Below are 26123 nucleotides of genomic sequence, written 5' to 3'. Positions count from 1 at the left end.
GGGACTCGACTCCGCGGTCGGGTAAGCTGCGCTAGGGCTTGACGCTCCAACGTAACTTGCCTCCCCGGAACCAGTCCGGTCTCGAGGCAAATGTTATGCACTTCACTTCCTCTGTAATGCCAGGCGTTCGCGCCTTCGCCGCCACCATGCGGGTCCGGCTGTGCCGCGAGCCCAAGGCACTGGCGCGCTCGCCATTCTCTTGCGCCGCATCCACTCCCCAGGCCGCCCTGCGAGCCAATTGGCGCGTCTGCCCGATGACCGGGCAGTTGCAGCAACGCTGGAGCTTCGAAGACAGCCAGGACCCGCAGAGTCGGGGCGCAGCCCTGCTCTTGCAGCAAGCCGGACTGATCTTCGGCCTGTACCTCGGGGCGCGCAGCCAAGCCTGAATCGACGGTAACTTTCCGTTGTTTGCAAACGAACTTTCCATTGCGAAGTTCAACGGCGCGCTATTGCCTGTTAGTTAACAAGATAACTGGAGAAAGTTATGGAAGAGGCCAGTAGTAGGTTCGCTGCCCATACAACTTCATTGTTTGGGCAGCGAACGTTAAAACCTGAAAAACGCCAAGATCAAAATCGATCGCTAACCTGCGGCTCGACATGTTTTCGCTCGTCTTTAATTAGTTGAGTGTTGCTGTGTCGTGCCGCAAGCAGGCGGCAGGAGCACAGACCATGACTGTAAAAACCACAACTTCCCGCAACACCAGCGCCAGCAGCGACAGCCACAAACTGTCGATGCGTGCCGCCCGCGAAGCCCAGAACGGCCTGGCCGTCACCCTGGCCAACGTCAATTCCAGCACCGCCGGCCTCACTGAACTGGACGCCGAGGGCCGCCTGCAACGGGACGGCCACAACGAGGTGGCGCACGACCGACCACCACACGCCCTGGTGCAATTGCTCCAGGCCTTCAACAACCCCTTCATCTATGTGCTGATGACCCTCACCGGTATCAGTTTCTTCACCGACTTCTGGCTGCCGCTGCAAGCCGGTGAAGAAACTGATCTCACCGGCGTGATCATCGTCCTGGTGATGGTGCTGGCCAGCGGCCTGATGCGCTTCTGGCAGGAACATCGCTCGGCCAAGGCCGCCGAGGCCCTCAAGGCCATGGTGCGGACCACCGCCGCGGTGCTGCGCCGCGAACAGATGGGCATGCAGGCCCGGGTCCGTGAAGTGCCGATGCGCGACCTGGTGGTGGGCGACATCATCCAGCTGTCCGCCGGCGACATGATCCCCGCCGACATCCGCCTGATCGAATCGCGCGACCTGTTCATCAGCCAAGCGGTGCTCACCGGCGAAGCCCTGCCGGTGGAGAAATACGACACCCTGGGCGCCGTCCAGGAAAAATCCGCCAACGCCCAGGCCGCCGACCAGCAGGACCTGCTGGACCTGCCGAACATCTGCTTCATGGGCACCAACGTGGTCAGCGGCACCGCCACGGCCGTGGTGGTGGCCACCGGTTCGCGCACCTACTTCGGCTCCCTGGCGCGCTCGATTGTCGGCTCGCGTTCGCAAACCGCCTTCGACCGTGGGGTCAACAGCGTCAGCTGGCTGCTGATCCGCTTCATGCTGGTGATGGTGCCCGTGGTCCTGCTGATCAACGGCTTCACCAAGGGTGACTGGGCCGAAGCCTTCATGTTCGCCCTCGCCGTGGCCGTGGGCCTGACCCCGGAAATGCTGCCGATGATCGTCAGCGCCAACCTGGCCAAGGGCGCCGCGGCCATGGCCAAGCGCAAGGTGGTGGTCAAGCGCCTCAACGCGATCCAGAACTTCGGCGCCATGGACGTGCTGTGCACCGACAAGACCGGCACCCTGACCCAGGACCGGATCATCCTCGAACATCACGTCGACATCAGCGGCAGCCGCTGCGATGAAGTGCTGCAACTGGCCTGGCTCAACAGCTACCACCAGAGCGGCATGAAGAACCTGATGGACCGCGCGGTGGTCAGCTTCGCCGAGGAAAACCCGCACTTCACCCCGCCCGCCGCCTGGCGCAAGGTCGATGAACTGCCGTTCGACTTCGTCCGTCGGCGCCTGTCGGTGATCCTCGCCGACGCCCGTGGCCACCACCTGCTGGTGTGCAAGGGCGCGGTGGAAGAAATGCTCGACACCGCCACCCGGGTGCGCAAGAACGGGGTCGCCCACACCCTCGACGCCGCCCTGCGCGCCGAACTGCTGCAACTGGCCGAAGACTACAACCGCGACGGTTTCCGCGTGCTGCTGGTGGGCACTCGCGACATCGCCCGGGACCAGATCAAGAACCAGTACAGCGCCACTGACGAACGCGAGCTGGTGATCGAAGGCTTCCTGACCTTCCTCGATCCGCCCAAGGAAACCGCCGGCCCGGCGATTGCCGCCCTGCGCGACAACGGCGTGACGGTGAAGGTACTGACCGGCGACAACCCCATCGTCACCGCGAAGATCTGCCGCGAAGTCGGCCTGGAAGTGGGCGAGCCGCTGCTGGGTCGCGACATTGAACGCATGGACGACCAGGTGCTCGGGCGCCTGGTGGAAGAGCGCACGGTGTTCGCCAAGCTCACTCCGCTGCAAAAATCCCGGGTGCTCAAGGCGCTGCAGGCCAACGGCCACACCGTCGGCTTTCTTGGCGACGGGATCAACGACGCCCCGGCGCTGCGCGATGCCGACGTCGGCATCTCGGTGGACAGCGGCACCGACATCGCCAAGGAATCGGCGGACATCATCCTCCTGGAAAAGAGCCTGATGGTGCTGGAGGAAGGGGTGATCAAGGGCCGCGAAACCTTCGGCAACATCATGAAGTACCTGAACATGACCGCCAGCTCCAACTTCGGCAACGTGTTCTCGGTGCTGGTGGCCAGTGCCTTCATCCCGTTCCTGCCGATGCTGGCGATCCACCTGCTGCTGCAGAACCTGATGTACGACTTCTCCCAGCTGGCGCTGCCGTGGGACAAGATGGACAAGGAATACCTGGCCAAGCCGCGCAAGTGGGATGCCAACAACATCGGGCGTTTCATGCTGTGGATCGGGCCGACCTCGTCGATCTTCGACATCACCACCTTCGCCCTGATGTGGTACGTGTTCGCCGCCAACAGCGTGGAAATGGCCGCCCTGTTCCAGTCCGGCTGGTTCATCGAAGGCCTGCTCTCGCAGACCCTGGTGGTGCACATGCTGCGCACCCGCAAGATCCCGTTCATCCAGAGCACCGCCGCCCTGCCGGTAATGCTGGCCACGGGGCTGGTGATGGCGCTGGGGATCTACGTGCCCTTCTCTCCACTGGGTAGCATGGTCGGCCTGGTGCCGCTGCCGTGGGAATACTTCCCTTGGCTGGTGGGTACCCTGCTCAGCTACTGCGTGGTCGCCCAGACCATGAAGACCCTGTACATCCGCCGCTTCAAGCAGTGGTTCTAAGGGCCTGAGCCCGCGCGGCCGCCCAGCGGCGGTCGCGCCCGATACAGCCAAGCAACGATGCCACCGTCGGCGCGGCCAGCGCCACGCCGACGGCGACGCGGTTCGCCCGAAAGGAGCATCGCCATGTATCTCAAGCCATTTTCGCTGTTGCAACGCGGCCTCCAGGCCCTGCTGGTCCGCGGCCTGTGCGCCTGCGCCAGGCTGCTCACCCGCTGGAGCATCCGCCTCTATGTGCGGGGCCTGCTGAGCGCCGTTGAAATGCGTTTCCTGCTGGGTTTCAGCGCCGCCATCACCCGCGCCTCGCTGCGCGTGGCGATCGCCTGAACCTGTCACCGTCCCGGGAGAATCCTCATGTCGGGCACCACACTTCTGATCAACCTGGCCGGGGCCATCGCCCTGCTGCTCTGGGGCTCGCAGATGATTTCCGGATCACTGCTGCGCGGCTTCGGCAGCCCGCTGCGGCACTGGCTGGGGCAACACCTGAACAACCGCTGGCTGGCGCTGCTGTGCGGCGTCGGCATCACCGGCGTGCTGCAAAGCAGCACCGCGGTGAGCCTGATGGCCAGCTCCTTCACCGCCGCCGGCACCCTGGGCCTGGCCCCGGCGCTGGCGGTGATGCTGGGGGCCAACATCGGCTCGACCCTGGTGGTCCAGCTGCTCAGCCTGGACCTGTCGCTGGCGGCCCCGGTGGCGCTGCTGGCGGGTTTCCTGTGCTTTCGCCTGCGCGACGACTCGCGCTTCGAAAGCATCGGCTGCGCGCTGATCGGCCTGGGCCTGATGCTGCTGGCCCTGGGCACGCTCGGCGCCACCCTGGGGGCGGTGGAAGACACCCCGGTGTTCCAGCTGGTGATGACCAGCCTCGACGGCGACCTGTTGCTGGCCCTGCTGGTGGCGCTGCTGCTGACCTGGATGTGCCACTCCAGCGTCGCCGTGGTGCTGCTGATTGCTTCGCTGGCCGCCACCGGGCTGCTGTCGCCGGCCACCAGCATGGCGCTGGTGCTCGGGGTCAACCTCGGCGGCACCCTGCCCTCGCTGCTCAGCGCCCACGGCAACGTGGCCCGGCGCCTGCCCCTGGGCAACCTGCTGGTGCGCCTGTCGGGGGCGGCGTTGCTGATGCCCTGGATCACCGCCCTGAGCCAGTGGCACTTCATCCAGGCACTGCCTCCGGCGCTGCTGGTGGTGGCCCTGCACAGCGCCTTCAGCCTGGTGCTGGCGTTGCTGTTCATCGGCCTGACCGGGCCCATGGCCAAGCTGCTGGCCCGGCTGCTGCCCGCCCCGGCCCCGGTGACCGACCCGGGCATGCCGCTGTACCTCGACGAAGCCGGGCTGGAAGTGGCCAACATTGGCCTGGCCAACGCCGCCCGCGAGGCCCTGCGCATGGCCGACATGCTCTCGAACATGCTCGACCGGGTGCTGCAGCTGTTTCGCACCGCCAACCAGGCCAACGCCGATCAGGTGCGGCAAATCGACCAGTCCCTGGACCTGCTCAGCGCGGCGATTCGCGCCTACCTGGCGGACATCGGCAAGGAAGGCATCAGCGACCAGGATGCCGACCGCTCCCAGGAGATCCTGCTGCTGGTGATCAACCTGGAACACGCCGGCGACATTCTTTCCACCAGCCTGGCGCAACTGGCGGCGCGGCGCCTGCGCCGTGGCGAACCGTTCTCCGGGTTCGAGCTGGGCACCCTGTATCCGCTGCACCAGGAATTGCTCGACAGCCTGAGCCTGGCGATCACCGTGTTCCTGCGCGAAGACCTGACCACCGCCCACCAGCTGGTGGCGCGCAAGGAACAGGTGCGACGCCTGGAAGCCGCCGCCAGTCGCGAGCACTTTCGCAAACTGCGCGAAGACAGAAGCGCCTGGGCCGAGTCCGGGGACATTTTCCAGCGCCTGCTGCGCGACTACCGGCGGGTTCACCACCACATCGCGGCCCTGGCCTACCCGGCCCTGGAACGCGCGGGTGAACGCGACATCGAGCACGGCTACCTGAGCGAGCCGCTGCCTGCGGCCGCGGACAAGGAGAACGCCGCATGCGCGTCCTGATCTGCGCCGGCCGCTACTACGCCGACGAGCGCCTGTGCCGGCAGGTGCTCGACGCCTTCCAGCGCCTGCGCGAGGTCCGCGTAGTGATCCACGGCGGCAGCCAGTTCCTCGGGGCCCAGATCGAGGACTGGGCCCGGAACATCGGCGCCGACCTGGTCCGCTACCCGCCCAACTGGCAACGCCACGGCAAACACGCCGAACGCTTGCGCAACGCTTTCATGCTGGCCGACAGCCGCCCGGACATCGTCCTCGCCCTGCCGGGCGGGGAAGACACCGAGGAACTGCTGGCCCAGGCCCGGGCCCTGGGGGTCCAGGTGCTGTCGCTGGCCGAACACTAAGCCCACCCAAGCCGCCACCCACCGCGCCGGCAAGCACGCCAGATGCCCCGGCGCCCCAACCCAGAACGAGACCTGCCATGTCCAAGCACACTCCACATCGCTCCTCGCGTTCCGCCGCCTTTGGCCACTCCCTGCCTGCCGCCAAAAGCCGCATGCTCAAACGCAACCTGCTGTTCCTCGCCCTCACCGCCGGCGCCACCGCCACCCTGGCCCTGTGCTCCAAGGCCCAGGCGGCCGGCGGCGCCTACGTGGTGGACGACGGTGCGATCAATGCCCCCGGGGAATGCAATGTCGACGTCTGGTACCAGAGCACCCGCCATCAGGGCTCCAGCCACAACAGCGTGGTGGCCCCGGCCTGCACCTTCAGCCAATTGCCCTGGGTGCAACTGGGCGCCGCCGTGCAGCGCCAGCACCACGACGACCACGGCGAAACCCAGCTCAGCCCCCAGGTCAAGGTGGCCCTGCTGGACCGCCAGGACCTCGGCCTGCAACTGGCCCTGGCCGGCTCCGCGCACTGGGCACTGAACCGCACGCACAGCTTCGACGGCGGCGACCTGAGCCTGCCCCTGACCTTCAGCCCCGCCGCCAGCCTGCGCCTGAACCTGAATGCCGGCTGGGCCCATGCCTATGACGACGGCGACCAGAGCCACCGCTGGACCTGGGGCAGCGGCGTCGAATACGACCTGTTCGAGAGCCTGACCCTGATTGCCGAACGCTACGGCCAGCGCGGCGGCGAACAGGGCTGGCAGGCCGGCCCGCGCCTGCATGTGGGCCAGCACCTAGACCTGGACCTGATAGTCGGCCAGCACCTGAGCGACGACCGCGACCGCTGGCTGACCACCGGCGCCACCCTGCGCTTCTGAGCGGCCCGCCCCATCGGCCTCTGTAGCCGCTGCTGAGCCCGCGAAGCTGCGCAAAGGCCCGCAGGGCCTTGCTTGGCGACCTGCCGTCATACCCGCGGCGCCCCTGACATCGCTGCGTCTGCTGCGTCGCAATGCCGCCCAAGCCGTTCGCAGCCTGCGGCAGCGGCTACAGGAGTTCAGCGGTGCATTGGGCAATGCGGCGGCAGGCTTCGGCCAGGAGATGGCGGTCCAGCACCAGGGCAATACGGATATGCCCGACCACGCTGGGGCCGAAGGCTTCGCCCGCCAGCACCGACACCCCATACCCCTCCAGCAGCCGCTCGGCGAACGCCTGGGCGCCCAGCCCGGTGCGGCGTACGTCGACCATGACGAACATGCCGCCATCGGGCAGCACTGGCCGCAAGCCCGGGCACTGCCCGAGCAGCCTGCACACCAGGTCGCGGCGCTGGCGGTACTCCTCGCGCATCTGTGGCAGTTCCGGCAGTTCGCGGGTCAGCGCCACCACCGCTGCATTCTGGATGAAGTCCGGCAGGCCATAAAGCATGCACAGGGCCAGATTGCTCAGGTGCCCGGCCAGCGCCGGCGGGGCAATCACCCAGCCCACGCGCCAGCCGCTCATGGCATGGGATTTGGACAGGCTGTTGATGGTCGCGGTGCGCGCGCCCATCCGCGGCAGGCCACCCGGGCTCAAGTGCTGACCTTCATACAGCAGGTCGCCGTAGACCTCGTCGGATATCAGCCACAGGTCATGCTCCATGCACAACCGCGCCAGCGCCTGCCAGTCGTCGAGCGACAAGCTGGCCCCGGAAGGATTGTTGGGGCTGTTGATGAGCATGGCCCGGGTGCGCGGGCTGATGCGCGCCGCCACTTCCTGCGGGTCCAGGCGAAAGCCCTGTTCGGCGCGTACCGGCACTGGCACCACCCTGGCGCCGCAGGCACCGAACACGCCTTCGTAGGTGACGTACATGGGCTCGGCGACCAGCACCTCATCCCCCGGGTCGAGCAGGCACTGGGCCACGGAAAATACCGCGCACTGCGCCCCCGGCAGCACCACCACGTGCTCGGCATCGACGATCTGCCCGGTGCGCTGGTGATGGCAGCGGGCGATGCAATTGCGCAACGCCAGGTTGCCGCGCACGTCCGAATAGTGGGTGTCGCCGGCCAGCAGGCTGTCGATGGCCGCCTGGACCACGGGCTGCGGGGTGTCGAAATCCGGGTCGCCAATGGTCAGCAGCAACACGTCGCGCCCCTGCTCGCGCAAGGCCAGGGCTCGGTAGTGGATCTCCCAGGCGGCACAACCTTCGCCGGCAATTCGTTGGGTCAGGGCTGAATAGCGCATCGCTTTCTCCATGAAAGATGCTTCAGCCAAAACCCTAGGTGCTGGCGCGGCACTCGTCGAGCGAACGCCGCGCCGTTGGACGCTTAGATCACAAAACGCGCCACCATGGCGTTCAGGTCCACCGCCAGGCGCGACAGCTCATGGCTGGCAGCGCTGGTCTGGTTGGCCCCGGCCGCCGACTGGGTGGCCAGGTCGCGGATGTTCACCAGGTTGCGGTCGACCTCGCGGGAAACCTGGGCCTGCTCTTCCGAGGCGCTGGCGATGACCAGGTTGCGTTCGTTGATCTGGTTGATCGATTCGGCGATCTGCTCCAGCGCCACGCCGGCGGCGCGGGCCAGCTCCAGGGTGCTCTGGGTGCGCTGGTTGCTTTGTTGCATGGACTCCACGGCCTCGCCCGTGCCGTTCTGGATGCCGGCCACCATCTTCTCGATTTCCTGGGTCGACTGGGCGGTGCGATGAGCCAGCGCCCGCACTTCGTCGGCCACCACCGCAAAACCGCGCCCGGCCTCGCCGGCACGGGCCGCTTCGATGGCGGCATTGAGCGCCAGCAGGTTGGTCTGCTCGGCGATGGCGCGGATCACGTCCAGGACCTTGCCGATGTCCCGGCCCTGGGTTGCCAGGCCTTCGATCATCACCGAAGTGCTCTGCACGTCATGGGTCATGGTCTGGATCGCTTCGACGGTCTGCACCACCCGGTCACGGCCTTCACGGGCAGCCTCGGTCGACTGCTGGGACGCTTGCGAGGTCGACACCGCATTGCGCGCCACTTCTTCCACCGCCGCGGTCATTTCATTGACCGCGGTGGCCGCCTGCTCGATCTCGGTGTTTTGCTGCTGCACGCCACGGGAGGCTTCTTCGGTCACCGCGTTGAGTTCTTCCGAGGCCGAGGCCAGCTGGGTCGCCGAGCCGGCGATCTGCTCGATGGTCCGGCGCAGGCTGGCCTGCATCTCGGACAAGGCGCGCAACAGCCGCGCCGGTTCGTCCTTGCCATCGACTTCGATGACCTGGCGCAGGTTGCCACCGGCAATGACCTCGGCGGCGCTCAGCGCCTTGTTCAGGGGGGTGACGATGCTGCGGGTCAGCAACAAGGCCAGGACGATGGTCAGCAAGGCGGCGATCACGGCGACGATGACGATCCCGGTGATCGCCCCGCTGTAATGCTCACCGGCCGCCTGGGAAGCACTCCTGGCGCCGGCAGCGTTGATCGCGATGAGCTTGTTCAGCTGTTCGCCCATCTGATCGGTGCCGTCCTTGATCCGGGTGTTGATCAGGTTGCGCAGCTCCTCCAGCTTGTCCTGGCGCGACAGTTCGAGCATTTCCTTCTGCGCCTGCAAGTAGTTCTCCAGGGTCGCGCTGAATGCCTTGTAAAGGGCGGCCTCCTCCGGGCTCATCGGCAACGCCGCGTAACTGGCCTGGGCCTGCCTGGCCTTGTCCACCAGCACGCCGATGCGCGTCTGGGCCTCGGCCAGGCCCGCTGGCTCACGGTTCACCAGCACACGGAACGAAAGGATGCGCAGGCGCAGCACGTTCTCGGTGAGGTTGCCGAGAAAGCCGACGCTGGGCAGCTGGTTGCTTTCCATGTCGACCGAAGCCTCGCGGATGATCGACATGCGATTGACCGCAAACACGCCCAGCACTACGACCAGCAAGGCAATGAAGGCAAAACCGAGGAAAGCACGAGGGGCGATATTCAGGTTACGCAAGGACATAGGGCGACTCTCGAAGGAGAACGGGGCGGCGAGCATCCATGCCCTTGATCCGTCGGCGCATCAGGGGCGGTGCCGACAGGGGGCTGCGCGGTATTCGACGTCCGCGAGCCCTGTTAGAGATATCGGCCGAACTTGAGCTTTCATCTGCCTGATTGGCAAAAATATTTCCGAATGTGACCCGTGTTTCAACACTGAGACAGGACAACGCGAAGTGAATCGATAAAGCGGCACCAGCTCCCCCCTCAGCTCCCCCTCGGCGGCCGCTTCCGGCCTTGGACCCGGGCGCCCGGCCGGCCATGAAAAGTGCAAGTCATTCGCCGGAAAAGCCATTTAGTCCATGCGCGCCGCTGCCCATCATGGGCCCAGTCCATAAAAACAACGCCGAGACTGGATATGAACCCTGAAGACTTTCGTGCCGCAACCAACCGCCCGCTGACCGGTGCCGAATACCTGGCCAGCCTGCGCGATGACCGTGAAATCTACATCTATGGCGACCGGGTCAAGGACGTCACCAGCCACCCGGCCTTCCGCAATTCGGCGGCCTCCATGGCCCGCCTGTACGACGCCCTGCACGACCCTGCCACCAAGGAGCAACTGTGCTGGGACACCGACACCGGCAACGGCGGCTACACCCACAAGTTCTTCCGTTCGGCGAAAAGCCCCGATGAACTGCGCCAGCAGCGCGACGCCATCGCCGCGTGGTCGCGCCTGACCTACGGCTGGATGGGCCGCAGCCCCGACTACAAGGCCGCCTTCGGCAGCGCCCTGGGGGCCAACCCGGAGTTCTACGGGCCTTTCGCAGACAACGCCCGCACCTGGTACAAGCGCATCCAGGAAGCCTGCCTGTACCTCAACCACGCCATCGTCAACCCGCCCATCGACCGCGACAAACCGGTGGACCAGGTCAAGGACGTGTTCATCTCGGTGGACGAGGAAGTCGAGGGCGGGATCATCGTCAGCGGCGCCAAGGTGGTGGCCACCAACTCGGCCCTGACCCACTACAACTTCGTCGGCCAGGGCTCGGCCCAGTTGCTGGGGGACAACACCGACTTCGCCCTGATGTTCATCGCCCCGATGAACACCCGCGGCATGAAGCTGATCTGCCGCCCGTCCTATGAACTGCAGGCCGGCATGACCGGTTCGCCCTTCGACTACCCGCTGTCCAGCCGCTTCGACGAGAACGACGCGATCCTGATCATGGACAAGGTGTTCATCCCCTGGGAAAACGTGCTGATCTACCGCGATTTCGAGCGTTGCCGCCAGTGGTTCCCGCAAGGCGGTTTCGGCCGGCTGTTCCCGATGCAGGGCTGCACCCGGCTGGCGGTCAAGCTGGACTTCATCACCGGGCTGCTGGTCAAGGCGTTGCAGTGCACCGGCTCCCTGGAGTTTCGCGGGGTCCAGGCCCAGGTCGGCGAAGTGGTGGCCTGGCGCAACCTGTTCTGGTCGCTGACCGACGCCATGCACGGCAACGCCAGCGAATGGCTGAACGGCGCCTTCCTGCCCAGTGCCCAGGCGCTGCAGGCCTACCGGGTCCTGGCGCCGCAGGCCTACACCGACATCAAGAAGATCATCGAGCAAGTGGTGGCCAGCGGCCTGATCTACCTGCCGTCCGGCTCCCGCGACCTCAAGGACCCGATGCTCAACCAGTACCTCAGCACCTACTGCCGGGGTTCCGGCGGCATGGGCCACGAAGAGCGGATCAAGATACTCAAATTGCTCTGGGACGCCATCGGCACCGAATTCGGCGGCCGCCACGAGCTGTACGAGATCAACTACGCCGGCAGCCAGGATGAAATCCGCATGCAGTGCCTGCGCCACGCCCAGGCCAGCGGTTCGATGAAGGCCATGACCGACCTGGTGGACCAGTGCCTGGGGGACTACGACCTCGACGGCTGGACCGTGCCGCACCTGACCAACCCCGACGACATCAACATGCTCGACCGCATCCGCCAATAGCCACGGACCGGCTCATGCAGGACCGGGCTTGTGTAGGAAATGGCGTGCGCGGGCGCCTCAGCGAAGGCCCCGCCCCACCCACACAGGCCCTTTCGCCGGCAAGCCGGCGCCTGCAGGTCGAGCCCGCCGTCAGCCCTGAATGGGCAGCAAGACACCCGGCCGCCCTGCGGCCACGAGGAATCCGTCATGCCTGTACTCGATCCCAAGCAACTCGCCTTTCGCAACGCCATGGCGCACATGACCGCAGCGGTCAACGTCATCACCAGCAACGGCCCCGCCGGCCGCTGCGGCATCACCGCCACCGCGGTCTGCTCGGTCACCGACAGCCCGCCGACGCTGATGGTCTGCGTCAACCGCAACAGCGCCCTGAACCCGGTGTTCAAGGGCAACGGACGCTTGTGCGTCAACGTCCTGAGCGGCGAACACGAAGAAGTGGCCCGGCATTTTGCCGGCATGACCGGGGTCACCATGGACCAGCGCTTCGGCCTGCATCCCTGGCGCGACGGCCTGCAGGCCCTGCCGGTGCTGGAAGGCGCCCTGGCCAGCCTGCAGGGGCGCATCACCGAGGTCCAGGAGATTGGCACCCACTCGGTGATGCTGGTGGAACTGGATGAAATCGGCGTGCGGGAGCACGGCGACTCCCTGGTCTACTTCAGCCGCTGCTTCCATCGCTTGCAGCACCCGCGTCCGGCCGCCTGAGCCCCCAGGAGCTCAAGGCGCGTCCGGCTGGTGCAGGCCGAAACACACCCCCTGGGGGTCGTGGCACAGGCAGAACCGGCCAAAGCCGGGTTCGTGCTCGCTGACCGCGCCGGCGTGGCCCCCCAGGGCCCGGACCTGCAAGACACTGCGCGCCAGGTCCTCGACCTGGAAATACAGGACCATGCGCGCCTCGGGGTCGTCGCCGTGCACCCCGACCCTGACCGAGGGCGTCTGCAACCAGGCGTCCTGCACGGCGCCCAGGGGTTGCGGCGACCACCCGAACAACTGCTGGAAGAATACCCGCGCCTGACCACCATCAAGCGCACCAATTTCCACATGAGACAGGCTACCTGGCATACATCCTCCACATTCACTGAGACAGAGCCGCCACTGTCTGCCGGGAGCCGGCGCCGGGTCTTGAATAAAACTGACCTGAAGATCGATGGCCCCTAGGCCTGCAACAACCACGCCGGCTTGCCCGGAATCGTCGCCCACCCGGCCCGGGCATAGGCTGCCGGAGCGCAACCGATGAACGCCTGGAATTCGCGGGTGAAATGACTCTGGTCGCTGTAGCCGCAGAGCAACGCCACCTGCACCAGCTCCAGTTGCGGCGCCGACTCCAGCAGCTGTTGGGCGCGGGCAAAGCGGATATGCCGGGCGCAGGCCTTCGGCCCCTGCCCCAGATGGGCCTTGAAACGACTGGCGAAATAGCGGCCGCTGCAGCCGGCCTGCTCGCTCAGGTGACGGATCGCAATGCCACCGGCGCTTTGCCGCAGCGCCTCCCAGGATCGGCGCAGCATCGGCGGCACATCGCGCTGCGATCGCTGCAGGCGCTCGGCAAGGAAGGCCTCGACACGGCGCAGGCGACCCGGCCAGCCGGGGGTTTCGTCCAGCGCCTCGAGCAGCAGGGCAACGGAGGGCCCCCACAGCTCCCGCAGGTCCAGCCAGGGACTGGCAAGCACCTGCGCGTCGCCCTGGAACAGGCGATACGCGGCCCAGGGTGGCAGCTCCACCTCGATGCATGAATGAACACCGCTCTGCTCGACAATCACCGGCCCCAGCGGACGGCTGACCACGAATGCCTGGCAACGATCCTGCCGCCGACCTGCGGCCAGGCCATAAGGCGCCGTCAGCCCAATGATCAGCTTGACCTCCGGTTGCGCCACTTCCAGGCGCAGGACGGTGCCCGGCAAGGTTTCGCAGAAGCCGGACAGGCGGCAACCCCAGGGCCGCAGGCTGGCGGCATCAAACCCCGTCACGCAATGCGAGACAGGGCTAGGCGGCGTTGGCATGGCGTTCACTCCCGGTCGGCTCGCGGTTTCACGGACTTGAGCATAAGCCATCGACGACACTTGGCTATAAGCCACCTCCTGCATCTGTAGGATGGCGCGGTGTTCCCAAGCCATCGATACTCGACCCAGGCCCTGCCCACGTCCCCCAGGCGTACCGGTCCCAAACCCCTTCCGTGACGAAAACAATAACAACGTCGCACAGAGGTACAGACCCATGAATCCATTCGCGCATGCTCCGGCCAGCCTGTTGCAGGCCTTCAGCGAGCTGACCCTTGAACTGCAGCAATTGGCGCAGAACAAGGACATCGAAAACCTGCACCAGCATGCCCTGGCGCGCATCAGCCAACTCTTGCCGTTCGACAGCGCCTGGTGGGGGCGCGCGGCACTGGTGGACGGGCTGCCGGACGAACACAGCTGCTACCTGTACCGCCTGCCGTCGAGCTACCTGCCGGACTGGCAGTCGATCCGCCACATCGATGTCACCGTCACCCGCGTCCACGAGGTGCCGGGCCGGGCGGTGATCGTCGACATGGCCGACCCGGACAACGGCCCTGGCCTCAACTGGCTGGGCCGCCTGTACAACATCGGCGAGCTGCTGTGCGTGGTGCACATCGACCCCCATACCCACCTGAGCAACCATCTGGCGCTGTACCGCGCCCCGGGCGCACCGCGGTTCAACCAGGACGACTGCCAACTGCTGAACAACCTGATGCTGCACCTGGTGGCCGCGGTGTCGGCCAATCAGATCCGCACCCTGGTGGCCATGCGCGAGAAACTCACCCGCCCGCGCAACCTGGCCCTGGCGGTGTGTGACCAGCGCGGCGTGCTGCAATGCGCCGAACGCGGCTTCGTCGACCTGCTGCTCCATGAGTGGCCGCAATGGAATGGCCCACAGTTGCCCATGGTGCTGGGCCCCAGCGGCTTCAAGGGCAAGCACCTGCAGGTCGAATCCTCGGCGGTGGGTGACCTGTGCCTGCTGGCGGCCCGCAGCGCCAGCCTGCTGCCCAAGCTCAGCCCGCGGGAAAACGCGGTCGCCCAGTGCTTTGGCGACGGCAAGACCTACAAGGAAGTGGCCCGCGACCTGGGCATGTCGCCCAACACCGTGCGCCATCACATCCGCGCCATCTACAGCAAGCTCGGGGTCAAGGACAAGGCGCGTATCGCCCAGTTGCTGCACGCCCCGCCCGACTGACCCAGGCCCCTGATCACCCCTGACTCGCGCCGTCGAATGTGACGGCCACGGGCAGCCTTTGCCCTTTTTTTGCCCCACTGCCGCGTGCCGGCGAGCCCCTCGCCGAACAACAACTCCAACAAGAGACGCACCGCCCATGACAAGGATACCGACCCGCACCCTCCTGGCCGTAGCCGGCACCCTGGCCAGTCTGTCGCTCCACGCGGCAGACCTCAACGCCCGGGACTTCTTCGCCGCTCCCGTGGGCACCCGCCTCGGCGTGCTGTACCTGCCCGCCACCCGCGCCGGCGACTTCCACGGCCCGGCCGACAGCACCGGCAAGGCCGAGCTGCGGGTCAACGCCATGGCCTACCGCCAGGTGTTCTTCAGCGACCTGTGCGGCACCCTGTGCACCCCGCAGTTCATCGTGCCCTTCGCCGACATCAACGCGCGCCTGCCCGGCGCCGAGCGCCACACCGGCGAAAGCGGCTTTGGCGACCCCCAGGTGGGCGGCACGCTGTTCTTCATCAACCAGCCACAAACCCGCACCTACAGCGGCCTGCTGACCCTGGTCACGCTGCCCCTGGGCGAGTACCACGGGCGCAACCCGGACGTGTCCCCCGGGGCCAACCGCTGGGGCACGACCTTTGTCTACAACTACACCCAGGGCCTGGGAGAGAAATGGGTGCTGGAAGCCAACCTCGAAGCCCAGCTCTATGGCACCAACAACGACTATTTCGGCAGCGACCTGAAGCAGGACCCGCTCTATCGCCTGCAGGCCTTCGCCTCTTACGACTTCACCCCCGCAACCTACGGCGCCTTGCGCCTGATCCACGCCGATGGCGGCGAACTGCGGATCAACGACCGGCGCATCGACGACACCCACAAGCGCTACACCCAGGTCGGCTTCGAACTCGGGCACTGGCTGGACAAGCAGAACCAGCTGCTGTTCAGCCTGTCGCAGAACGTCGCCACCGAGAACGGCTTTGCCGGCACCGACGCCTTGCTGCGCCTGGTCCACGTGTTCTGACCCCCTTTGCCTTCGGAGCCTGTCCATGCACACCCAGAACCCCGCCTTGAGCCACACCCCGTCGGTCAGCCGCCAGCCCCTTGGGTTGCAGGCGGCCATCGTGCTGTTCGCCGCCATCACCCCCGCGGTGCTGCTGATGGCCCCGGCCATTGCCGCGCAACTGGCCAGCCAGTGGCAACTGAGCCCGAGCCAGATCGGCGACCTGTTCTCCGCCGAGCTGGGGGCCATGAGCCTGGCCACGCTGCCGGCCATCTGGTGGCTGAAACAGGTCGACTGGCGCCGCGCGGCATTCTGCAGCGCACTGCTGTTCATGCTCGCCAACCTGCTGTCGATGCTCGCCAGTGACTACTCGCTGTTGCTGGCCACGCGCTTTTGCAGCGCCCTGGCGGGCGGTTCGCTGATGATCATCTGCCTGGCCAGTGCCGCCGCCAGCCCCAACCCCAGCCGCGCCTACGGTTTCTGGGTGATGGGCCAGCTGGTGCTCGGGGCCATCGGCCTGAGCCTGTTGCCCATGCTGTTCCAGCACTTCGGGCTGGGGGCCTGCTACCTGATCCTGGCGCTGCTGATGCTGCTGTGCCTGCCGCTGGCCCGCCACTTTCCGGCGGGCGCGCACTCCTGCGCCAGCCACGACGCCAAGGCCCCGGCAATTTCCAGGGCCAAGGCGGTGCTGGGGATTCTCGGCATCCTGACCTTCTACATCAGCCTCAGCGGGGTCTGGACCTTCATCGGCGCGATTGGCGGCCAGTCCGGCCTCTCGGCACAGACCAACGGCGACATCCTGGCCATTGCCACCCTGATGGGCATTGCCGGGGCCCTGTGCGCCACCCTGTTTGGCCATCGCCTGCCGCGCAGCGCCTTGCTCCTGCTGGGGTACGGCCTGATGGCCGGCTCGCTGCTCCTGCTGCTGGGCCAACCGCAGCTGGCGCGCTTCGCCCTGGCGGCGCTGGTGTTCAAGTTCACCTGGACCTTCATCCTGCCGCTGATCCTGGCGCGCATGGCCGAAATGGATCGCAGCGGCCGCCTGATGAACGCCTCCAACCTGGTGATCAGCGCCGGCCTGGCCATCGGCCCGACCCTGGCCGGGCGCCTGATCGAAAGCAGTGGCGGCTTCCAGGGGCTGCTGCTGGCTGGGTCGCTCATCACCCTGGTGTCCCTGGCCCTGGTGCTCAGTTGCCGAGCGACCCGTTAGCACCGCGGTGCCCGTGCCGTTGTGAAAAAACCTCCCCTGAAAATGGAAATCGCCATGACCTGTAGAACCGCTTTTCTGTTCGACGAACTCTGCCTCTGGCACAGCGGCGGACCGCACGTCCTGACCCTGCCGGTGGGCGGCTGGGTGCAACCGCCGGCCGCCGCCGGGCACGCCGAATCGCCGGAAACCAAACGCCGGCTGAAAAGCCTGATGGACGTCAGCGGCCTGACCCGGCAGCTGCAGCTGCGCCATGCCGCCCCCGCCACCGAAGAGGACCTGCTGCGGGTCCACAGCGCCGATTACCTGCAACGGTTCAAGGCCCTGAGCGATGCCGGTGGCGGTCACCTCGGGGACGAGGCGCCAGTCGGCCCCGGCAGCTATGAAATCGCCAAGCTGTCCGCCGGGCTGGCCATGGCCGCGGTGGACGCGGTGCTCAGCGGCGAGGCCGACAATGCCTATGCCCTGTCCCGGCCACCGGGCCATCACTGCACCGCCGACCAGGCCATGGGCTTCTGCTTCCTGGCCAACATCGCCATTGCCATCGAGGCGGCCAAGGCCCGCCACGGGCTGGGCAAGGTGGCGGTCGTCGACTGGGACGTGCACCACGGCAACGGCACCCAGTCGATCTACGAGGAACGGGCCGACGTGCTGACCCTGTCCCTGCATCAGGATGGCTGCTTCCCGCCGGGCTATGGCGGCGAGCAGGACCGCGGGCGCGGCGCGGGCCTGGGCTGCAACATCAATATTCCCCTGCTGCCGGGCAGCGGCCACGACGCCTACCTGTACGCCATGCAGCGCATCGTCGTGCCGGCCCTGGAACGCTTCGAGCCGGAGCTGATCATCGTCGCCTGCGGGTATGACGCCAACGCCGTCGATCCGCTGGCACGGATGCTGCTGCACAGCGACTCGTTCCGCGAAATGACCCAATGCCTGCGCGACGTCGCCGAGCGCCTGTGCGGTGGGCGGCTGGTGCTGGTGCATGAAGGCGGTTACTCCGAGGCCTACGTGCCCTTTTGCGGCCTGGCGACCCTGGAGGCGCTGTCGGGCATCCGTACCGAGGTCAGCGACCCGATGCTGGAGTTCGTGCGCCAGCAGCAACCCAAGGCGCCCTTCGCAACCTGGCAACGCCAGCTGCTGGACCATCAGGCCAGCACCCTGGACGCCGCACGCTAACGCGACACAGCAGCGCCCCATGCACCCCGGCATGACGCCGGGGTCAACCGACACTCGCCGTACCCACGCCCTGCGGGCGTCTCCCGCGGCTCCGGAGGCTCGCTCCAGAACCTCCTGGGCCGCGCCTTCGCCGCGCTTGCAAGGCCCTGCCTTACGCCCTCTCCCTCCCGGCACTCGCGGCGGCCGACTCGTCACATTGGCCCCGGCATCCGCCACAGGTTTCCTATCCTGTTCTCAACGACCTGCCCCTCAGGCCCAAGCCCTTTCGGTTCATCCATAGCCCGCCCGCGTTCAGCGCCAGCACGCCCTTGCCTGCGGGGCCGGGTGTGTCGTCTGCCGGGGCCTGTCCGTCTGCTTGCACGCCATCCACGGTTGCCGGGTTTTCGCGCCGACCGGGGCTTGCCTATCCGCTGCGACAAAGGAGATGTCCATGCACCGCAAGACCAAGGATTACCTCGACGAGATCTACTTCTGGCGGTGCGCCCGCGTGCGCCTGTTGCAACGGGCCGAGCTGCTGCGCGAGCACAGCCCGGAACCGGCCGCGGCCTCCGGGCAGGCGCTGGCTGAGCTGTTGCACCGGTGCGGCCTGGACACACCGCATGGCTGTCACGGGCAAGCAGCGTCAAGCGCCGCCGAGGGCGCCCGCCATCCGCCGCCTGCCAAGCCTGAAGACTGAAGGCAGCGGCAACCCCCAGGCTAGGACAGCCCCTGGGTCCGGGCGGCGCTGGGCGTCTGCTGGTAACGGGCCTTGAATGCCCGGGCGAAATGCGCCTGGCTGACAAAGCCGTGGCGGTAGGCGACCTCACTGATATCCAACCCCGCCCCCTGGCTGCTGCACAGCAGCTGGCGGGCCTGTTGCAGGCGCCTTTCGAGGATGAAGCGGCTCGGCACCAGGCCCTCCAGGGCAAACAGCCGGGCCAGGTGCCGGGTGGAAATGCCGGTCTGGGCCGCCACCCGCTCGCAGCTCAGGGTGGGGTCGGCCAGTTGATCGTGGATACACTGCTTGGCCGCCAGCAGGTAGGACGCACTCAGGGCATTGATCGGCCGTTCCCCGGCATGCCCGGCAATGATGCTGGCCAGAAGCTCGAAGGCCTGCTCCTGGTAGGCGTCGGCCTCTTCGCACAGGGGCTGCTGGAAAAACGTCCGGGTACGTTCCCCCAAGGTGCGCAACAACAGGCGCTGGACCCCGCTTTCGGCGCCGACCCGCAACGGCCGGTCGAAGCGTTTCAGGCAACGCTCGGCAAACTGCTCCTGGGGGATGTCGAAGATGAACTGGCGCATCGCCCCGGAAAAACCGAACAGATAGGGCTTGTCGGTGCGATAGACCACCAGTTCCCCCGGCTCCAGCACCTGGCAGGTGCCGTCCTGGTAGAAGAACGAGCCGCTGCCGGTGACCAGGGAGACAAAGACCGACTCCTTGGGCACGCCGCGAATCATCGAGCTGTCGCGCTCCACCACGTGTTCGTTGCCGACGATGCGCGCCAGGCGCATGGCGCTCAGTTGCAGGTTGTCCTGGCGGGCCGCGAAGCCGCTCTCGGCGTAGGAGTTGCACTTGAGCCCCACCAGGGTGCTGGCGTTGTAGTTCTCCCAGAACGCCAGGCGTTGTTCCGGGTCGACGGCCTGGGTGCTGGCATGCCGGGTTTCGAGCAAGGCGCATGGAGACATTGTTGTTCTTCTCATGGGCAGCGGGATATTCCCCGGACGGCAAGGCTGTGTCCGGATACCTGGGGCCGCATGATCTGCGGGTCGCGGCCATTCATTAACATCTGAACTATATGGCCTGTCAACTTCGAATGCAGTGGGAGCAGTTCGCCAGAATGGCCTCACGACGTCGGTATTTGCGGTAGGAAAAATCCTCGTCCGAAACAGGCAACAATCCGGTCCGATTCGATCAAACCGGCACCCAGCCGTGGGCCTAAAGTCGCCTCAGTCATCCCCGTGCCCCCCATAACAACAACTGAGGCCGACCATGCCCGAAGCCGCCCACCGTGAATTCTGGAAAGACCTGCAACCCATCGCCAACTGCTTCAAGCCCGATGCCAAGCCGGAGGTCTACCTGCCGAACGCCGCCAGCGACGACCTGAGCCTGTACGTGCCCTTCACCGAGACCGTGTCCTCGCGGCCGCTGTGGATTTCCCCCAGTGAAAACCGCTGGTGCGACATTCTCATGGCCCGCGGTGCCGGGCTGGTGAACCGCCATTACCACCCCCACGAAGTCTTCGCCTACACCCTGTCCGGTAAGTGGGGCTACCTGGAGCACGAATGGACCGCCAGCGCCGGGGATTTCGTCTACGAGACCCCAGGCGAAGGCCACACCCTGGTGGCCTACGAGCATGAACAACCGATGCGGGTGTTCTTCATCGTCAAGGGCCCACTGATCTGGCTCGACGAACAAGGCGAGCCGGACGGCTATTTCGACGTGCACTCCTACATCGCCCTGTGCCGCGCGCACTACGAAAAGATCGGCCTGGGCGCCGCCCACATCGACACCCTGTTCCGCTGACCCGCGCTGCCCACGCCTCCTTCGGAGAACCACCATGGCTTATAAAAACAACAAGGCCGGTTACGAGAACACCTTGCTGGGGGTGCTGTTCCTGGCCTTCGGCTTCGTCTTTTTCGATCGTCTGGCGCTGTCCTTCCTGTTCCCCTTCATGGCCGACGAGCTGCAATTGAGCAACCGCCACCTGGGCATGCTGTCATCGATCCTGGCCCTGGCCTGGGCGGTGTCCGGGGCCCTGGTGGGCGCCTGGTCGGACCGCCGCGGCGTGCGCAAGCCGCTGCTGATCATCGCGGTGGTGCTGTTTTCCCTGTGCTCGGCACTGTCCGGGCTGGTCACCGGCTTCCTCAGCCTGCTGCTGTTTCGCGCCATCATGGGGCTGGCCGAGGGGCCGATCCTGCCGCTCTCGCAATCCTTGATGGTGGAAGCCTCCTCGCCCCACCGTCGGGGCCTGAACATGGGCCTGCTGCAAGGTTCGGCGGCGGGCCTGCTGGGGGCGGTGATCGGCCCGCCGGTGCTGATTGGCCTGGCCGAAGCCTATGGCTGGCGGCATGCCTTCATCCTCTCGCTGATTCCCGGGCTGCTGATCGCCCTGCTGATCTGGCGCTTCGTGCAGCCCGACCCGCCCCGGCAGCAGCCCCGGGTGCAGACGGCCGTGGTGGAGGCTGGCGTGCACCGCCTGGCCCTGCTCAAGAGCCGCAATATCGTGCTGTGCACCCTGATCAGCTGCGTGTTCCTGACCTGGTTCATCATCCTGATTTCCTTTACCCCGACCTTCCTGGTCAAGGTCCGCGACTACAGCCCGGCCAGCATGGGCACGGTCATGAGCTGCCTGGGCGGCGCCTGGGTGCTCTGGGGGTTCGGCGTGCCGGCGATCTCCGACCGCCTTGGCCGGCGCCCGACCCTGGTGCTGTTCTCGCTGATCGCCGCCTGCTGCCCGATCGCCCTGCTCTACGCCAGCTCGCCGTGGACCCTCGGCGCACTGATGCTGCTGACCTACACCGGCCTGGGCTGCTTCACCCTGTTCATGGCCACCATCCCGGCGGAAACCGTGCCCCGCGAAGTCATGGCCACCGCCCTGGGCATGATCATGGGCATCGGCGAACTGGTGGGGGGATTCATCGCCCCGACCCTCGCCGGCTTCGCCGCCGACCGCTTCGGCCTGTCGATCGTCATGTGGATGTCCTGCGGCGGCGCCCTGCTGGCCGCCGTGCTGGCCCTGTTCCTCAAGGAAACCGCGCCGGCGGTGCTGGCCCGCCAACAACGTCGGCAAGCCGCGACACAGCCTGCCCCCAACCCGAACCTGGGAGGAACCCACGGATGAAAGCACTGCAATGGCATGCCGCCCGCGACCTGCGCCTGAGCGAAGTGCAAGTGCGCCAGCCCGGCCCCGGCGAGGTCCTGCTGCAAGTGGCTTACTGCGGTATTTGCGGCAGCGACCTGCATGAATACGCCAACGGCCCCCACTCCATTCCCCAACAGGAGGCCCACCCGTTGTCCGGCTGCCGGGCGCCGCTGACCCTGGGCCACGAGTTCTGCGGCCAGGTCGTGGCCCTGGGGCACGGGGTGGATGCACAGCTGCTGGGGCAACGGGTGGCGGTAGAGCCCGAGTACCGCTGCGGCGAGTGCCCGTACTGCCGCATGGGCCAGTACAACCTGTGCCAGTCCATGGGCTTTATCGGCCTGATGGGCGACGGCGGGTTCGCCGAACAGGCGGTGGTGCCGGCCTACATGCTGCACCGGCTGCCGGACAGCGTCAGCTTCAAGCAGGCCGCCGTACTGGAGCCGGCGGCAGTGGCCTGCCACGCCCTGAACCAGAGCAGCCTGATGGCCGGCGACAGTTGCGTGGTGTTTGGCCTGGGGCCCATCGGCCTGCTGCTGGTGCGGCTGGCGCGGCTGCGCGGCGTGGAGCGGATCTACGCCGTGGACCTGGACCCCGAGCGCCGGCGCCTGGCCCTTGAGTTCGGCGCCTTGGCCGCCCTGGACGGTGCCGACCCAGCGTTGCAGGTGCGCCTGCGGCAACTGAGCGCTGGCGGCATCGACACAGCCTTCGAGGCCGCCGGCAGCCAGCAGACCCTGGGCCATGCCCTGCACTGCCTGCGCAAGGGCGGCGAAGCGGTACTGGTGGGCCTGATGGGCAACGTGCAGTTCGACGCCTTCCACCTGGTGAACAACGAATTGCGCCTGCTCAGCAGCGTCGGCTACCGCCACGTCTACCCCGAGCTGATCGAGCTGCTGGCCAGCGGGCGCCTGGACCTGACCCGCGCGGTAACCCGCTGCCTGGCCCTGGAGCAGGCGGTGGAACAGGGCTTCCAGGTGCTGCTGCAGGACAAGCGCCAGATCAAGGTGCTGGTCAACCCGACCCCGGCCCTGGCCGAGGCCTGAACCGGCGCCGTGCTCCAGACACTCAAGACAAAAACAACAAGAAACGAGTACCCGACATGAACACTTCCTATGCGCTGTGCCCCTTGCTGGCAGCCTTGCTGCTGCCTCTGGATTGCCTTGCCCAGGCGCCGACCGCGCCCCGCAGCGGGCCGCTGTCCGACCTGGGCGACTACCTGGCCGAGCGGGGCATCACGCCCCATGTGCAGTTTCTCAGCCTGTCGATGAAAAACCTCGACACCGGCCCCCGGCCCCACAGCTTCGGCAACAGCGGCGACCTGTTCGTCGGCGCCGATATCGACCTGGGGACCTTCGCCGGCCTGGACGGCGCGGCGCTGCACGTCGAGCAGACCCTGTTCATCCTCGACCACCAGACCGGCGTGCCCACCTCGCGCAACTGGCAAGGCGCCGCCGGCAGCTACTTTGGTGGCGCGCCGATCCACAACGACCTCACCAGCAACCAGTTGAGCCTGTTGACCTACCAGCAGACCTGGCTCGATGGCCAGGTCGACCTGAGCCTGGGACGGACCAACGCCCGGCGCTACTTCTATATCTACAACTGCGAAAGCACGGTGACCTGCAACGACCCGATCATCGACGCCTCCACCGGCATCCTGCCGCCGCCCTACGGCAGCTGGGGCGGTTACCTGAAGTACCAGCTGACGCCCCAGTGGTACGTGCACGGTGGCGCCTTCGAATCCAACCCGGTGGACTACCTGAAAGAGCGCAAGGGCCTGGATTTCAGTACCGACGACGCCAGCGGCACCAGCCTGCTGCTGGGCGTCGGTAGGCAGGACCGCTCTGCCTACAGCGCCCACTACGAGCTCAACGGCTACTACAACACCTCCAAGCAGGTGGACCCGTTGACCGGGGCCACGGCATTCGGCAGCGGCGGCGCCTTCTTCAAGTTCCAGCAGGCGCTGTGGCGTGCCGACGCCGGCACCGGCAGTGCGCCCCAGGCCCTGCTGCTGTTCGGTTCGCTGTCGGCGGCGGCCGATGACAAGCAGCCCTTCAGCCAGTTCGCCGAGGCCGGCCTGACCTACCTGGCGCCCTTCGACCGGCCCCGGGACAAGCTCAACCTCAAGGCCAGCTACCTGCGCCTCAACGATCATCAACTGCGTTTCCAGCAACAGGCACGCACCGCCAACGGCGGCGATCCGCGCCTGGGCGAGCGCAATGTCTACGCCCTGGAAGCCAACGCCCACATCGCCCTGACCCGGCAACTGGCGCTGGAGCCCAGCGTCCAGTACCTGATCAACCCGGACAACTTCTACAACCCCGATGCCCGCGAGCTGAGCGGCAACGGCTTTGTCGTCGGCCTGCAAGTGACCCTCGACGTCGGCTCGCTGCTGGGGCTCTGAAATGGATTCCTGTGACTGCCAACGAGGTACCCCCGATGAATGAAACAACCCCGCAGCGCTTCGACTACATCGTGGTCGGCGCCGGTTCCGCCGGCTGCGTGCTGGCCAACCGTCTGTCCGCCGACCCCAAGGTCCAGGTCTGCCTGATCGAGGCCGGCCCCAGCGACCGCAGCCTGCTGCCGGCGGCCTACGTGCGCACGCCGGCGGGGATCATCCGCCTGATCGCCAACCCGCGCTGGAACTGGATGCACCGGTTCAGCCCCCAGGCCAGCAGCGGCGACGTGCCGATCCCCTGCCCCCGCGGCCGGGTCTGGGGCGGTTCCAGCGCGATCAACGGCATGATCTATATCCGCGGCCATCGCCAGGACTTCGACCGCTGGGCCGCCGCCGGCAACCAGGGCTGGAGCCATGACGAGCTGCTGCCCTACTTCAAGCGTTCGGAGCATTTCGAACCGGGCGCCTCGCCCTGGCACGGCCAGCACGGCGAACTCAACGTCGCCGAACAGCGCAGCCCGAGCCCGGTCAACCCGGTGTTCTATGAGGCGGCCACGGAACTGGGCTGGAGCTACAACCCGGATTTCAACGGCCCGGAACAGGAAGGCTTCGGGCCGTTCCATGTCACCCAGATCAACGGCGAGCGTTGCAGCGCGGCCCGGGCCTTCCTGCACCCGATCCTGCAGCGGCCGAACCTGAGCGTCCTGAGCAGCACCCTGACCCACCGGGTGCTGCTGCAGGGCACCCGCGCCAGCGGCGTGGAGATCAGCCAGAACGGCGAGGTGCGGCAATTGCAGGCGCGCCGGGAAGTGATCCTGTGCGCCGGGGCGATCAACTCGCCGCAGTTGCTGCTGCTCTCCGGCATCGGCCCGGCGGAGGAACTCAAACCCCACGGCATCCTGCCGCGCCACCCGTTGCCGGGGGTCGGCCTCAACCTGCAGGACCACCAGGACATCGTGCTGATGTACCGCAGCGACCCCGAGCTGGGCTACGGCCTTTCGCCCAAGGGCCTGCTGCCCCTGGCCCGTTCGCCCTGGCAGTACCTGACCCGGCGCCGGGGCCCGCTGACGTCGAACACCGTGGAGTCCGGGGCCTTTCTGCGCCTTACGCCCGAAGACCCGGTGCCGGAGCTGGGGTTGATCGTCGCCCCGGCCCTGAAGAACCAGCCCCAGCGCCTGATCCCCGTGGGCCATGGCATCAGCCTGCACGTGGCGGTGATGCACCCGCAAAGCCGTGGCCGGGTGCGTCTCAATTCTGCCGACCCGCACGACAAGCCGCTGATCGAGGCCAACTTCCTCAGCCACCCGGAGGACCTGCGCAAACTGGTGGCCGGCTTGCGCCTGGTACGCCAGCTGGCCGCGACCCGGGCCTTTTCCCAGCGCCTGCGAGGCGAGCTGGTGCCCGGCCCGCAGGTGCAGAGCCAGGAGCAGATCGAACAATGGATTCGCCAGCACCTGGGCACGGTGTTTCACCCGGTGGGCAGCTGCAAGATGGGCCATGACGAACTGGCGGTGGTCGACGATCAACTGCGGGTCCACGGCCTGCAGGGGCTGCGGGTGGCGGACGCCTCGATCATGCCGAGCCTGATCACCGGCAACACCAATGCCGCGGCGATCATGATCGGGGAAAAGGCCGCCGACCTGCTGCTGGGCTCGTCACTGCCACAGCCAAGCACCGAGCCCCAGGGCCACGCGTGCGCCTGAGGC

Annotated in this window: 22 protein-coding genes and 2 pseudogenes; 18 read left to right on the top strand and 6 right to left on the bottom strand. The window is 66.8% G+C overall.

Going from position 1 to position 26123, the window contains the following annotated elements; translation table 11 throughout:
* The first annotated feature begins 95 nt into the window (after nt 1–95).
* The 6 genes from LXM55_RS01605 (at nt 96) to LXM55_RS01580 (ending at nt 6625) form a co-directional block, all read left to right on the top strand.
* Nucleotides 96–386, top strand: a complete 291-nt coding sequence (locus tag LXM55_RS01605; protein WP_233317989.1) for a hypothetical protein — start codon at nt 96–98, stop codon at nt 384–386.
* Between the two features lie 283 nt (nt 387–669).
* The gene (gene mgtA, locus LXM55_RS01600; RefSeq protein WP_233317987.1) at nt 670–3381 is read left to right on the top strand and encodes a magnesium-translocating P-type ATPase; all 2712 of its coding nucleotides are present in this window, start codon (nt 670–672) and stop codon (nt 3379–3381) included.
* Between the two features lie 123 nt (nt 3382–3504).
* Nucleotides 3505–3705 (top strand): hypothetical protein, encoded by a 201-nt coding sequence (locus LXM55_RS01595; RefSeq protein ID WP_233317984.1) that lies wholly within the window; start codon nt 3505–3507, stop codon nt 3703–3705.
* A gap of 27 nt (nt 3706–3732) precedes the next feature.
* Entirely contained in the window at nt 3733–5424 is a 1692-nt protein-coding gene (locus tag LXM55_RS01590; protein WP_233317981.1) for a Na/Pi cotransporter family protein, read from the top strand.
* On the top strand, nt 5412–5762 hold the full coding sequence (locus tag LXM55_RS01585) for a DUF2493 domain-containing protein (RefSeq protein WP_233317979.1): 351 nt from the start codon (nt 5412–5414) through the stop codon (nt 5760–5762). Before LXM55_RS01590 ends, LXM55_RS01585 begins: the two co-directional genes overlap by 13 nt.
* Nucleotides 5763–5839: 77 nt before the next feature.
* A complete protein-coding gene (locus tag LXM55_RS01580) occupies nt 5840–6625 on the top strand; it encodes a hypothetical protein (protein ID WP_233317977.1) in 786 nt (261 codons plus the stop codon).
* A 166-nt stretch (nt 6626–6791) separates the two neighbouring features.
* Here the strand turns inward: LXM55_RS01580 and LXM55_RS01575 are convergent, their stop codons facing one another.
* From LXM55_RS01575 to LXM55_RS32575, 3 genes and pseudogenes are all read right to left on the bottom strand, one after another.
* Nucleotides 6792–7964 (bottom strand): pyridoxal phosphate-dependent aminotransferase, encoded by a 1173-nt coding sequence (locus LXM55_RS01575; RefSeq protein WP_233317974.1) that lies wholly within the window; start codon nt 7962–7964, stop codon nt 6792–6794.
* Between the two features lie 83 nt (nt 7965–8047).
* A pseudogene (locus LXM55_RS32580) lies at nt 8048–8644 on the bottom strand (methyl-accepting chemotaxis protein); the annotation flags it as partial.
* Between the two features lie 309 nt (nt 8645–8953).
* Nucleotides 8954–9673: pseudogene (locus tag LXM55_RS32575) on the bottom strand (MCP four helix bundle domain-containing protein); the annotation flags it as partial.
* A gap of 393 nt (nt 9674–10066) precedes the next feature.
* Here LXM55_RS32575 and hpaB point away from each other — a divergent pair.
* A complete protein-coding gene (gene hpaB, locus LXM55_RS01565) occupies nt 10067–11629 on the top strand; it encodes a 4-hydroxyphenylacetate 3-monooxygenase, oxygenase component (protein ID WP_233317970.1) in 1563 nt (520 codons plus the stop codon).
* A gap of 186 nt (nt 11630–11815) precedes the next feature.
* Nucleotides 11816–12328 (top strand): 4-hydroxyphenylacetate 3-monooxygenase, reductase component, encoded by a 513-nt coding sequence (gene hpaC, locus LXM55_RS01560; RefSeq protein ID WP_233317969.1) that lies wholly within the window; start codon nt 11816–11818, stop codon nt 12326–12328.
* A 12-nt stretch (nt 12329–12340) separates the two neighbouring features.
* Here the strand turns inward: hpaC and LXM55_RS01555 are convergent, their stop codons facing one another.
* Together LXM55_RS01555 and LXM55_RS01550 are read right to left on the bottom strand one after the other, a co-directional pair.
* Entirely contained in the window at nt 12341–12685 is a 345-nt protein-coding gene (locus LXM55_RS01555) for a VOC family protein (protein WP_233317967.1), read from the bottom strand.
* Between the two features lie 92 nt (nt 12686–12777).
* A complete protein-coding gene (locus LXM55_RS01550) occupies nt 12778–13620 on the bottom strand; it encodes a helix-turn-helix domain-containing protein (protein WP_233317965.1) in 843 nt (280 codons plus the stop codon).
* 214 nt (nt 13621–13834) lie between these two features.
* Between LXM55_RS01550 and LXM55_RS01545 the strand changes: the two genes are divergently transcribed.
* From LXM55_RS01545 to LXM55_RS01525, 5 genes are all read left to right on the top strand, one after another.
* Nucleotides 13835–14812 (top strand): helix-turn-helix domain-containing protein, encoded by a 978-nt coding sequence (locus tag LXM55_RS01545; protein WP_233317962.1) that lies wholly within the window; start codon nt 13835–13837, stop codon nt 14810–14812.
* 136 nt (nt 14813–14948) lie between these two features.
* Nucleotides 14949–15821 (top strand): transporter, encoded by an 873-nt coding sequence (locus tag LXM55_RS01540; protein ID WP_233317959.1) that lies wholly within the window; start codon nt 14949–14951, stop codon nt 15819–15821.
* Nucleotides 15822–15846: 25 nt separating this feature from the next.
* Complete coding sequence (locus LXM55_RS01535; RefSeq protein ID WP_233317955.1) at nt 15847–17010, top strand: MFS transporter; 1164 nt, start codon at nt 15847–15849, stop codon at nt 17008–17010.
* Nucleotides 17011–17064: 54 nt separating this feature from the next.
* Complete coding sequence (locus tag LXM55_RS01530) at nt 17065–18183, top strand: class II histone deacetylase (RefSeq protein WP_233317952.1); 1119 nt, start codon at nt 17065–17067, stop codon at nt 18181–18183.
* A gap of 430 nt (nt 18184–18613) precedes the next feature.
* Entirely contained in the window at nt 18614–18859 is a 246-nt protein-coding gene (locus LXM55_RS01525; protein ID WP_233317950.1) for a hypothetical protein, read from the top strand.
* Between the two features lie 20 nt (nt 18860–18879).
* Here the strand turns inward: LXM55_RS01525 and LXM55_RS01520 are convergent, their stop codons facing one another.
* Complete coding sequence (locus LXM55_RS01520; protein ID WP_233317948.1) at nt 18880–19848, bottom strand: helix-turn-helix domain-containing protein; 969 nt, start codon at nt 19846–19848, stop codon at nt 18880–18882.
* A gap of 304 nt (nt 19849–20152) precedes the next feature.
* Between LXM55_RS01520 and LXM55_RS01515 the strand changes: the two genes are divergently transcribed.
* The 5 genes from LXM55_RS01515 to LXM55_RS01495 are packed head-to-tail and all read left to right on the top strand — an operon-like array spanning nt 20153 to nt 26120.
* Nucleotides 20153–20686: a 2,4'-dihydroxyacetophenone dioxygenase family protein gene (locus LXM55_RS01515; protein WP_233317945.1), complete on the top strand. Its 534-nt coding sequence runs from the start codon at nt 20153–20155 to the stop codon at nt 20684–20686.
* Between the two features lie 34 nt (nt 20687–20720).
* A complete protein-coding gene (locus LXM55_RS01510) occupies nt 20721–22004 on the top strand; it encodes an MFS transporter (RefSeq protein ID WP_233317943.1) in 1284 nt (427 codons plus the stop codon).
* Complete coding sequence (locus LXM55_RS01505) at nt 22001–23065, top strand: 2,3-butanediol dehydrogenase (RefSeq protein ID WP_233317941.1); 1065 nt, start codon at nt 22001–22003, stop codon at nt 23063–23065. The genes LXM55_RS01510 and LXM55_RS01505 overlap by 4 nt, the downstream gene beginning before the upstream one ends.
* 56 nt (nt 23066–23121) lie before the next feature.
* On the top strand, nt 23122–24423 hold the full coding sequence (locus tag LXM55_RS01500; protein ID WP_233317938.1) for a carbohydrate porin: 1302 nt from the start codon (nt 23122–23124) through the stop codon (nt 24421–24423).
* A 35-nt stretch (nt 24424–24458) separates the two neighbouring features.
* A complete protein-coding gene (locus tag LXM55_RS01495) occupies nt 24459–26120 on the top strand; it encodes a GMC family oxidoreductase (protein WP_233317936.1) in 1662 nt (553 codons plus the stop codon).
* The last annotated feature ends 3 nt before the right edge of the window (nt 26121–26123 follow it).

The organism is Pseudomonas sp. Au-Pse12 (assembly GCF_021341665.1).
Classification (GTDB): Bacteria; Pseudomonadota; Gammaproteobacteria; order Pseudomonadales; family Pseudomonadaceae; genus Aquipseudomonas.
This window is presented reverse-complemented; position numbering and strand designations above follow the sequence as displayed.

Bases quoted from the DNA above. Each gene is read 5' to 3' on its own strand.
- LXM55_RS01605 (WP_233317989.1), top strand. From the start codon at position 96: ATGCACTTCACTTCCTCTGTAATGCCAGGCGTTCGCGCCTTCGCCGCC.
- mgtA (WP_233317987.1), top strand. From the start codon at position 670: ATGACTGTAAAAACCACAACTTCCCGCAACACCAGCGCCAGCAGCGAC.
- LXM55_RS01510 (WP_233317943.1), top strand. From the start codon at position 20,721: ATGGCTTATAAAAACAACAAGGCCGGTTACGAGAACACCTTGCTGGGG.
- LXM55_RS01530 (WP_233317952.1), top strand. From the start codon at position 17,065: ATGACCTGTAGAACCGCTTTTCTGTTCGACGAACTCTGCCTCTGGCAC.
- hpaB (WP_233317970.1), top strand. From the start codon at position 10,067: ATGAACCCTGAAGACTTTCGTGCCGCAACCAACCGCCCGCTGACCGGT.
- LXM55_RS01580 (WP_233317977.1), top strand. From the start codon at position 5,840: ATGTCCAAGCACACTCCACATCGCTCCTCGCGTTCCGCCGCCTTTGGC.
- LXM55_RS01575 (WP_233317974.1), bottom strand. From the start codon at position 7,964: ATGCGCTATTCAGCCCTGACCCAACGAATTGCCGGCGAAGGTTGTGCC.
- LXM55_RS01595 (WP_233317984.1), top strand. From the start codon at position 3,505: ATGTATCTCAAGCCATTTTCGCTGTTGCAACGCGGCCTCCAGGCCCTG.
- LXM55_RS01545 (WP_233317962.1), top strand. From the start codon at position 13,835: ATGAATCCATTCGCGCATGCTCCGGCCAGCCTGTTGCAGGCCTTCAGC.
- LXM55_RS01590 (WP_233317981.1), top strand. From the start codon at position 3,733: ATGTCGGGCACCACACTTCTGATCAACCTGGCCGGGGCCATCGCCCTG.
- LXM55_RS01535 (WP_233317955.1), top strand. From the start codon at position 15,847: ATGCACACCCAGAACCCCGCCTTGAGCCACACCCCGTCGGTCAGCCGC.
- LXM55_RS01550 (WP_233317965.1), bottom strand. From the start codon at position 13,620: ATGCCAACGCCGCCTAGCCCTGTCTCGCATTGCGTGACGGGGTTTGAT.
- LXM55_RS01585 (WP_233317979.1), top strand. From the start codon at position 5,412: ATGCGCGTCCTGATCTGCGCCGGCCGCTACTACGCCGACGAGCGCCTG.
- LXM55_RS01540 (WP_233317959.1), top strand. From the start codon at position 14,949: ATGACAAGGATACCGACCCGCACCCTCCTGGCCGTAGCCGGCACCCTG.
- LXM55_RS01525 (WP_233317950.1), top strand. From the start codon at position 18,614: ATGCACCGCAAGACCAAGGATTACCTCGACGAGATCTACTTCTGGCGG.
- hpaC (WP_233317969.1), top strand. From the start codon at position 11,816: ATGCCTGTACTCGATCCCAAGCAACTCGCCTTTCGCAACGCCATGGCG.
- LXM55_RS01555 (WP_233317967.1), bottom strand. From the start codon at position 12,685: ATGCCAGGTAGCCTGTCTCATGTGGAAATTGGTGCGCTTGATGGTGGT.
- LXM55_RS01515 (WP_233317945.1), top strand. From the start codon at position 20,153: ATGCCCGAAGCCGCCCACCGTGAATTCTGGAAAGACCTGCAACCCATC.
- LXM55_RS01495 (WP_233317936.1), top strand. From the start codon at position 24,459: ATGAATGAAACAACCCCGCAGCGCTTCGACTACATCGTGGTCGGCGCC.
- LXM55_RS01500 (WP_233317938.1), top strand. From the start codon at position 23,122: ATGAACACTTCCTATGCGCTGTGCCCCTTGCTGGCAGCCTTGCTGCTG.
- LXM55_RS01505 (WP_233317941.1), top strand. From the start codon at position 22,001: ATGAAAGCACTGCAATGGCATGCCGCCCGCGACCTGCGCCTGAGCGAA.
- LXM55_RS01520 (WP_233317948.1), bottom strand. From the start codon at position 19,848: ATGTCTCCATGCGCCTTGCTCGAAACCCGGCATGCCAGCACCCAGGCC.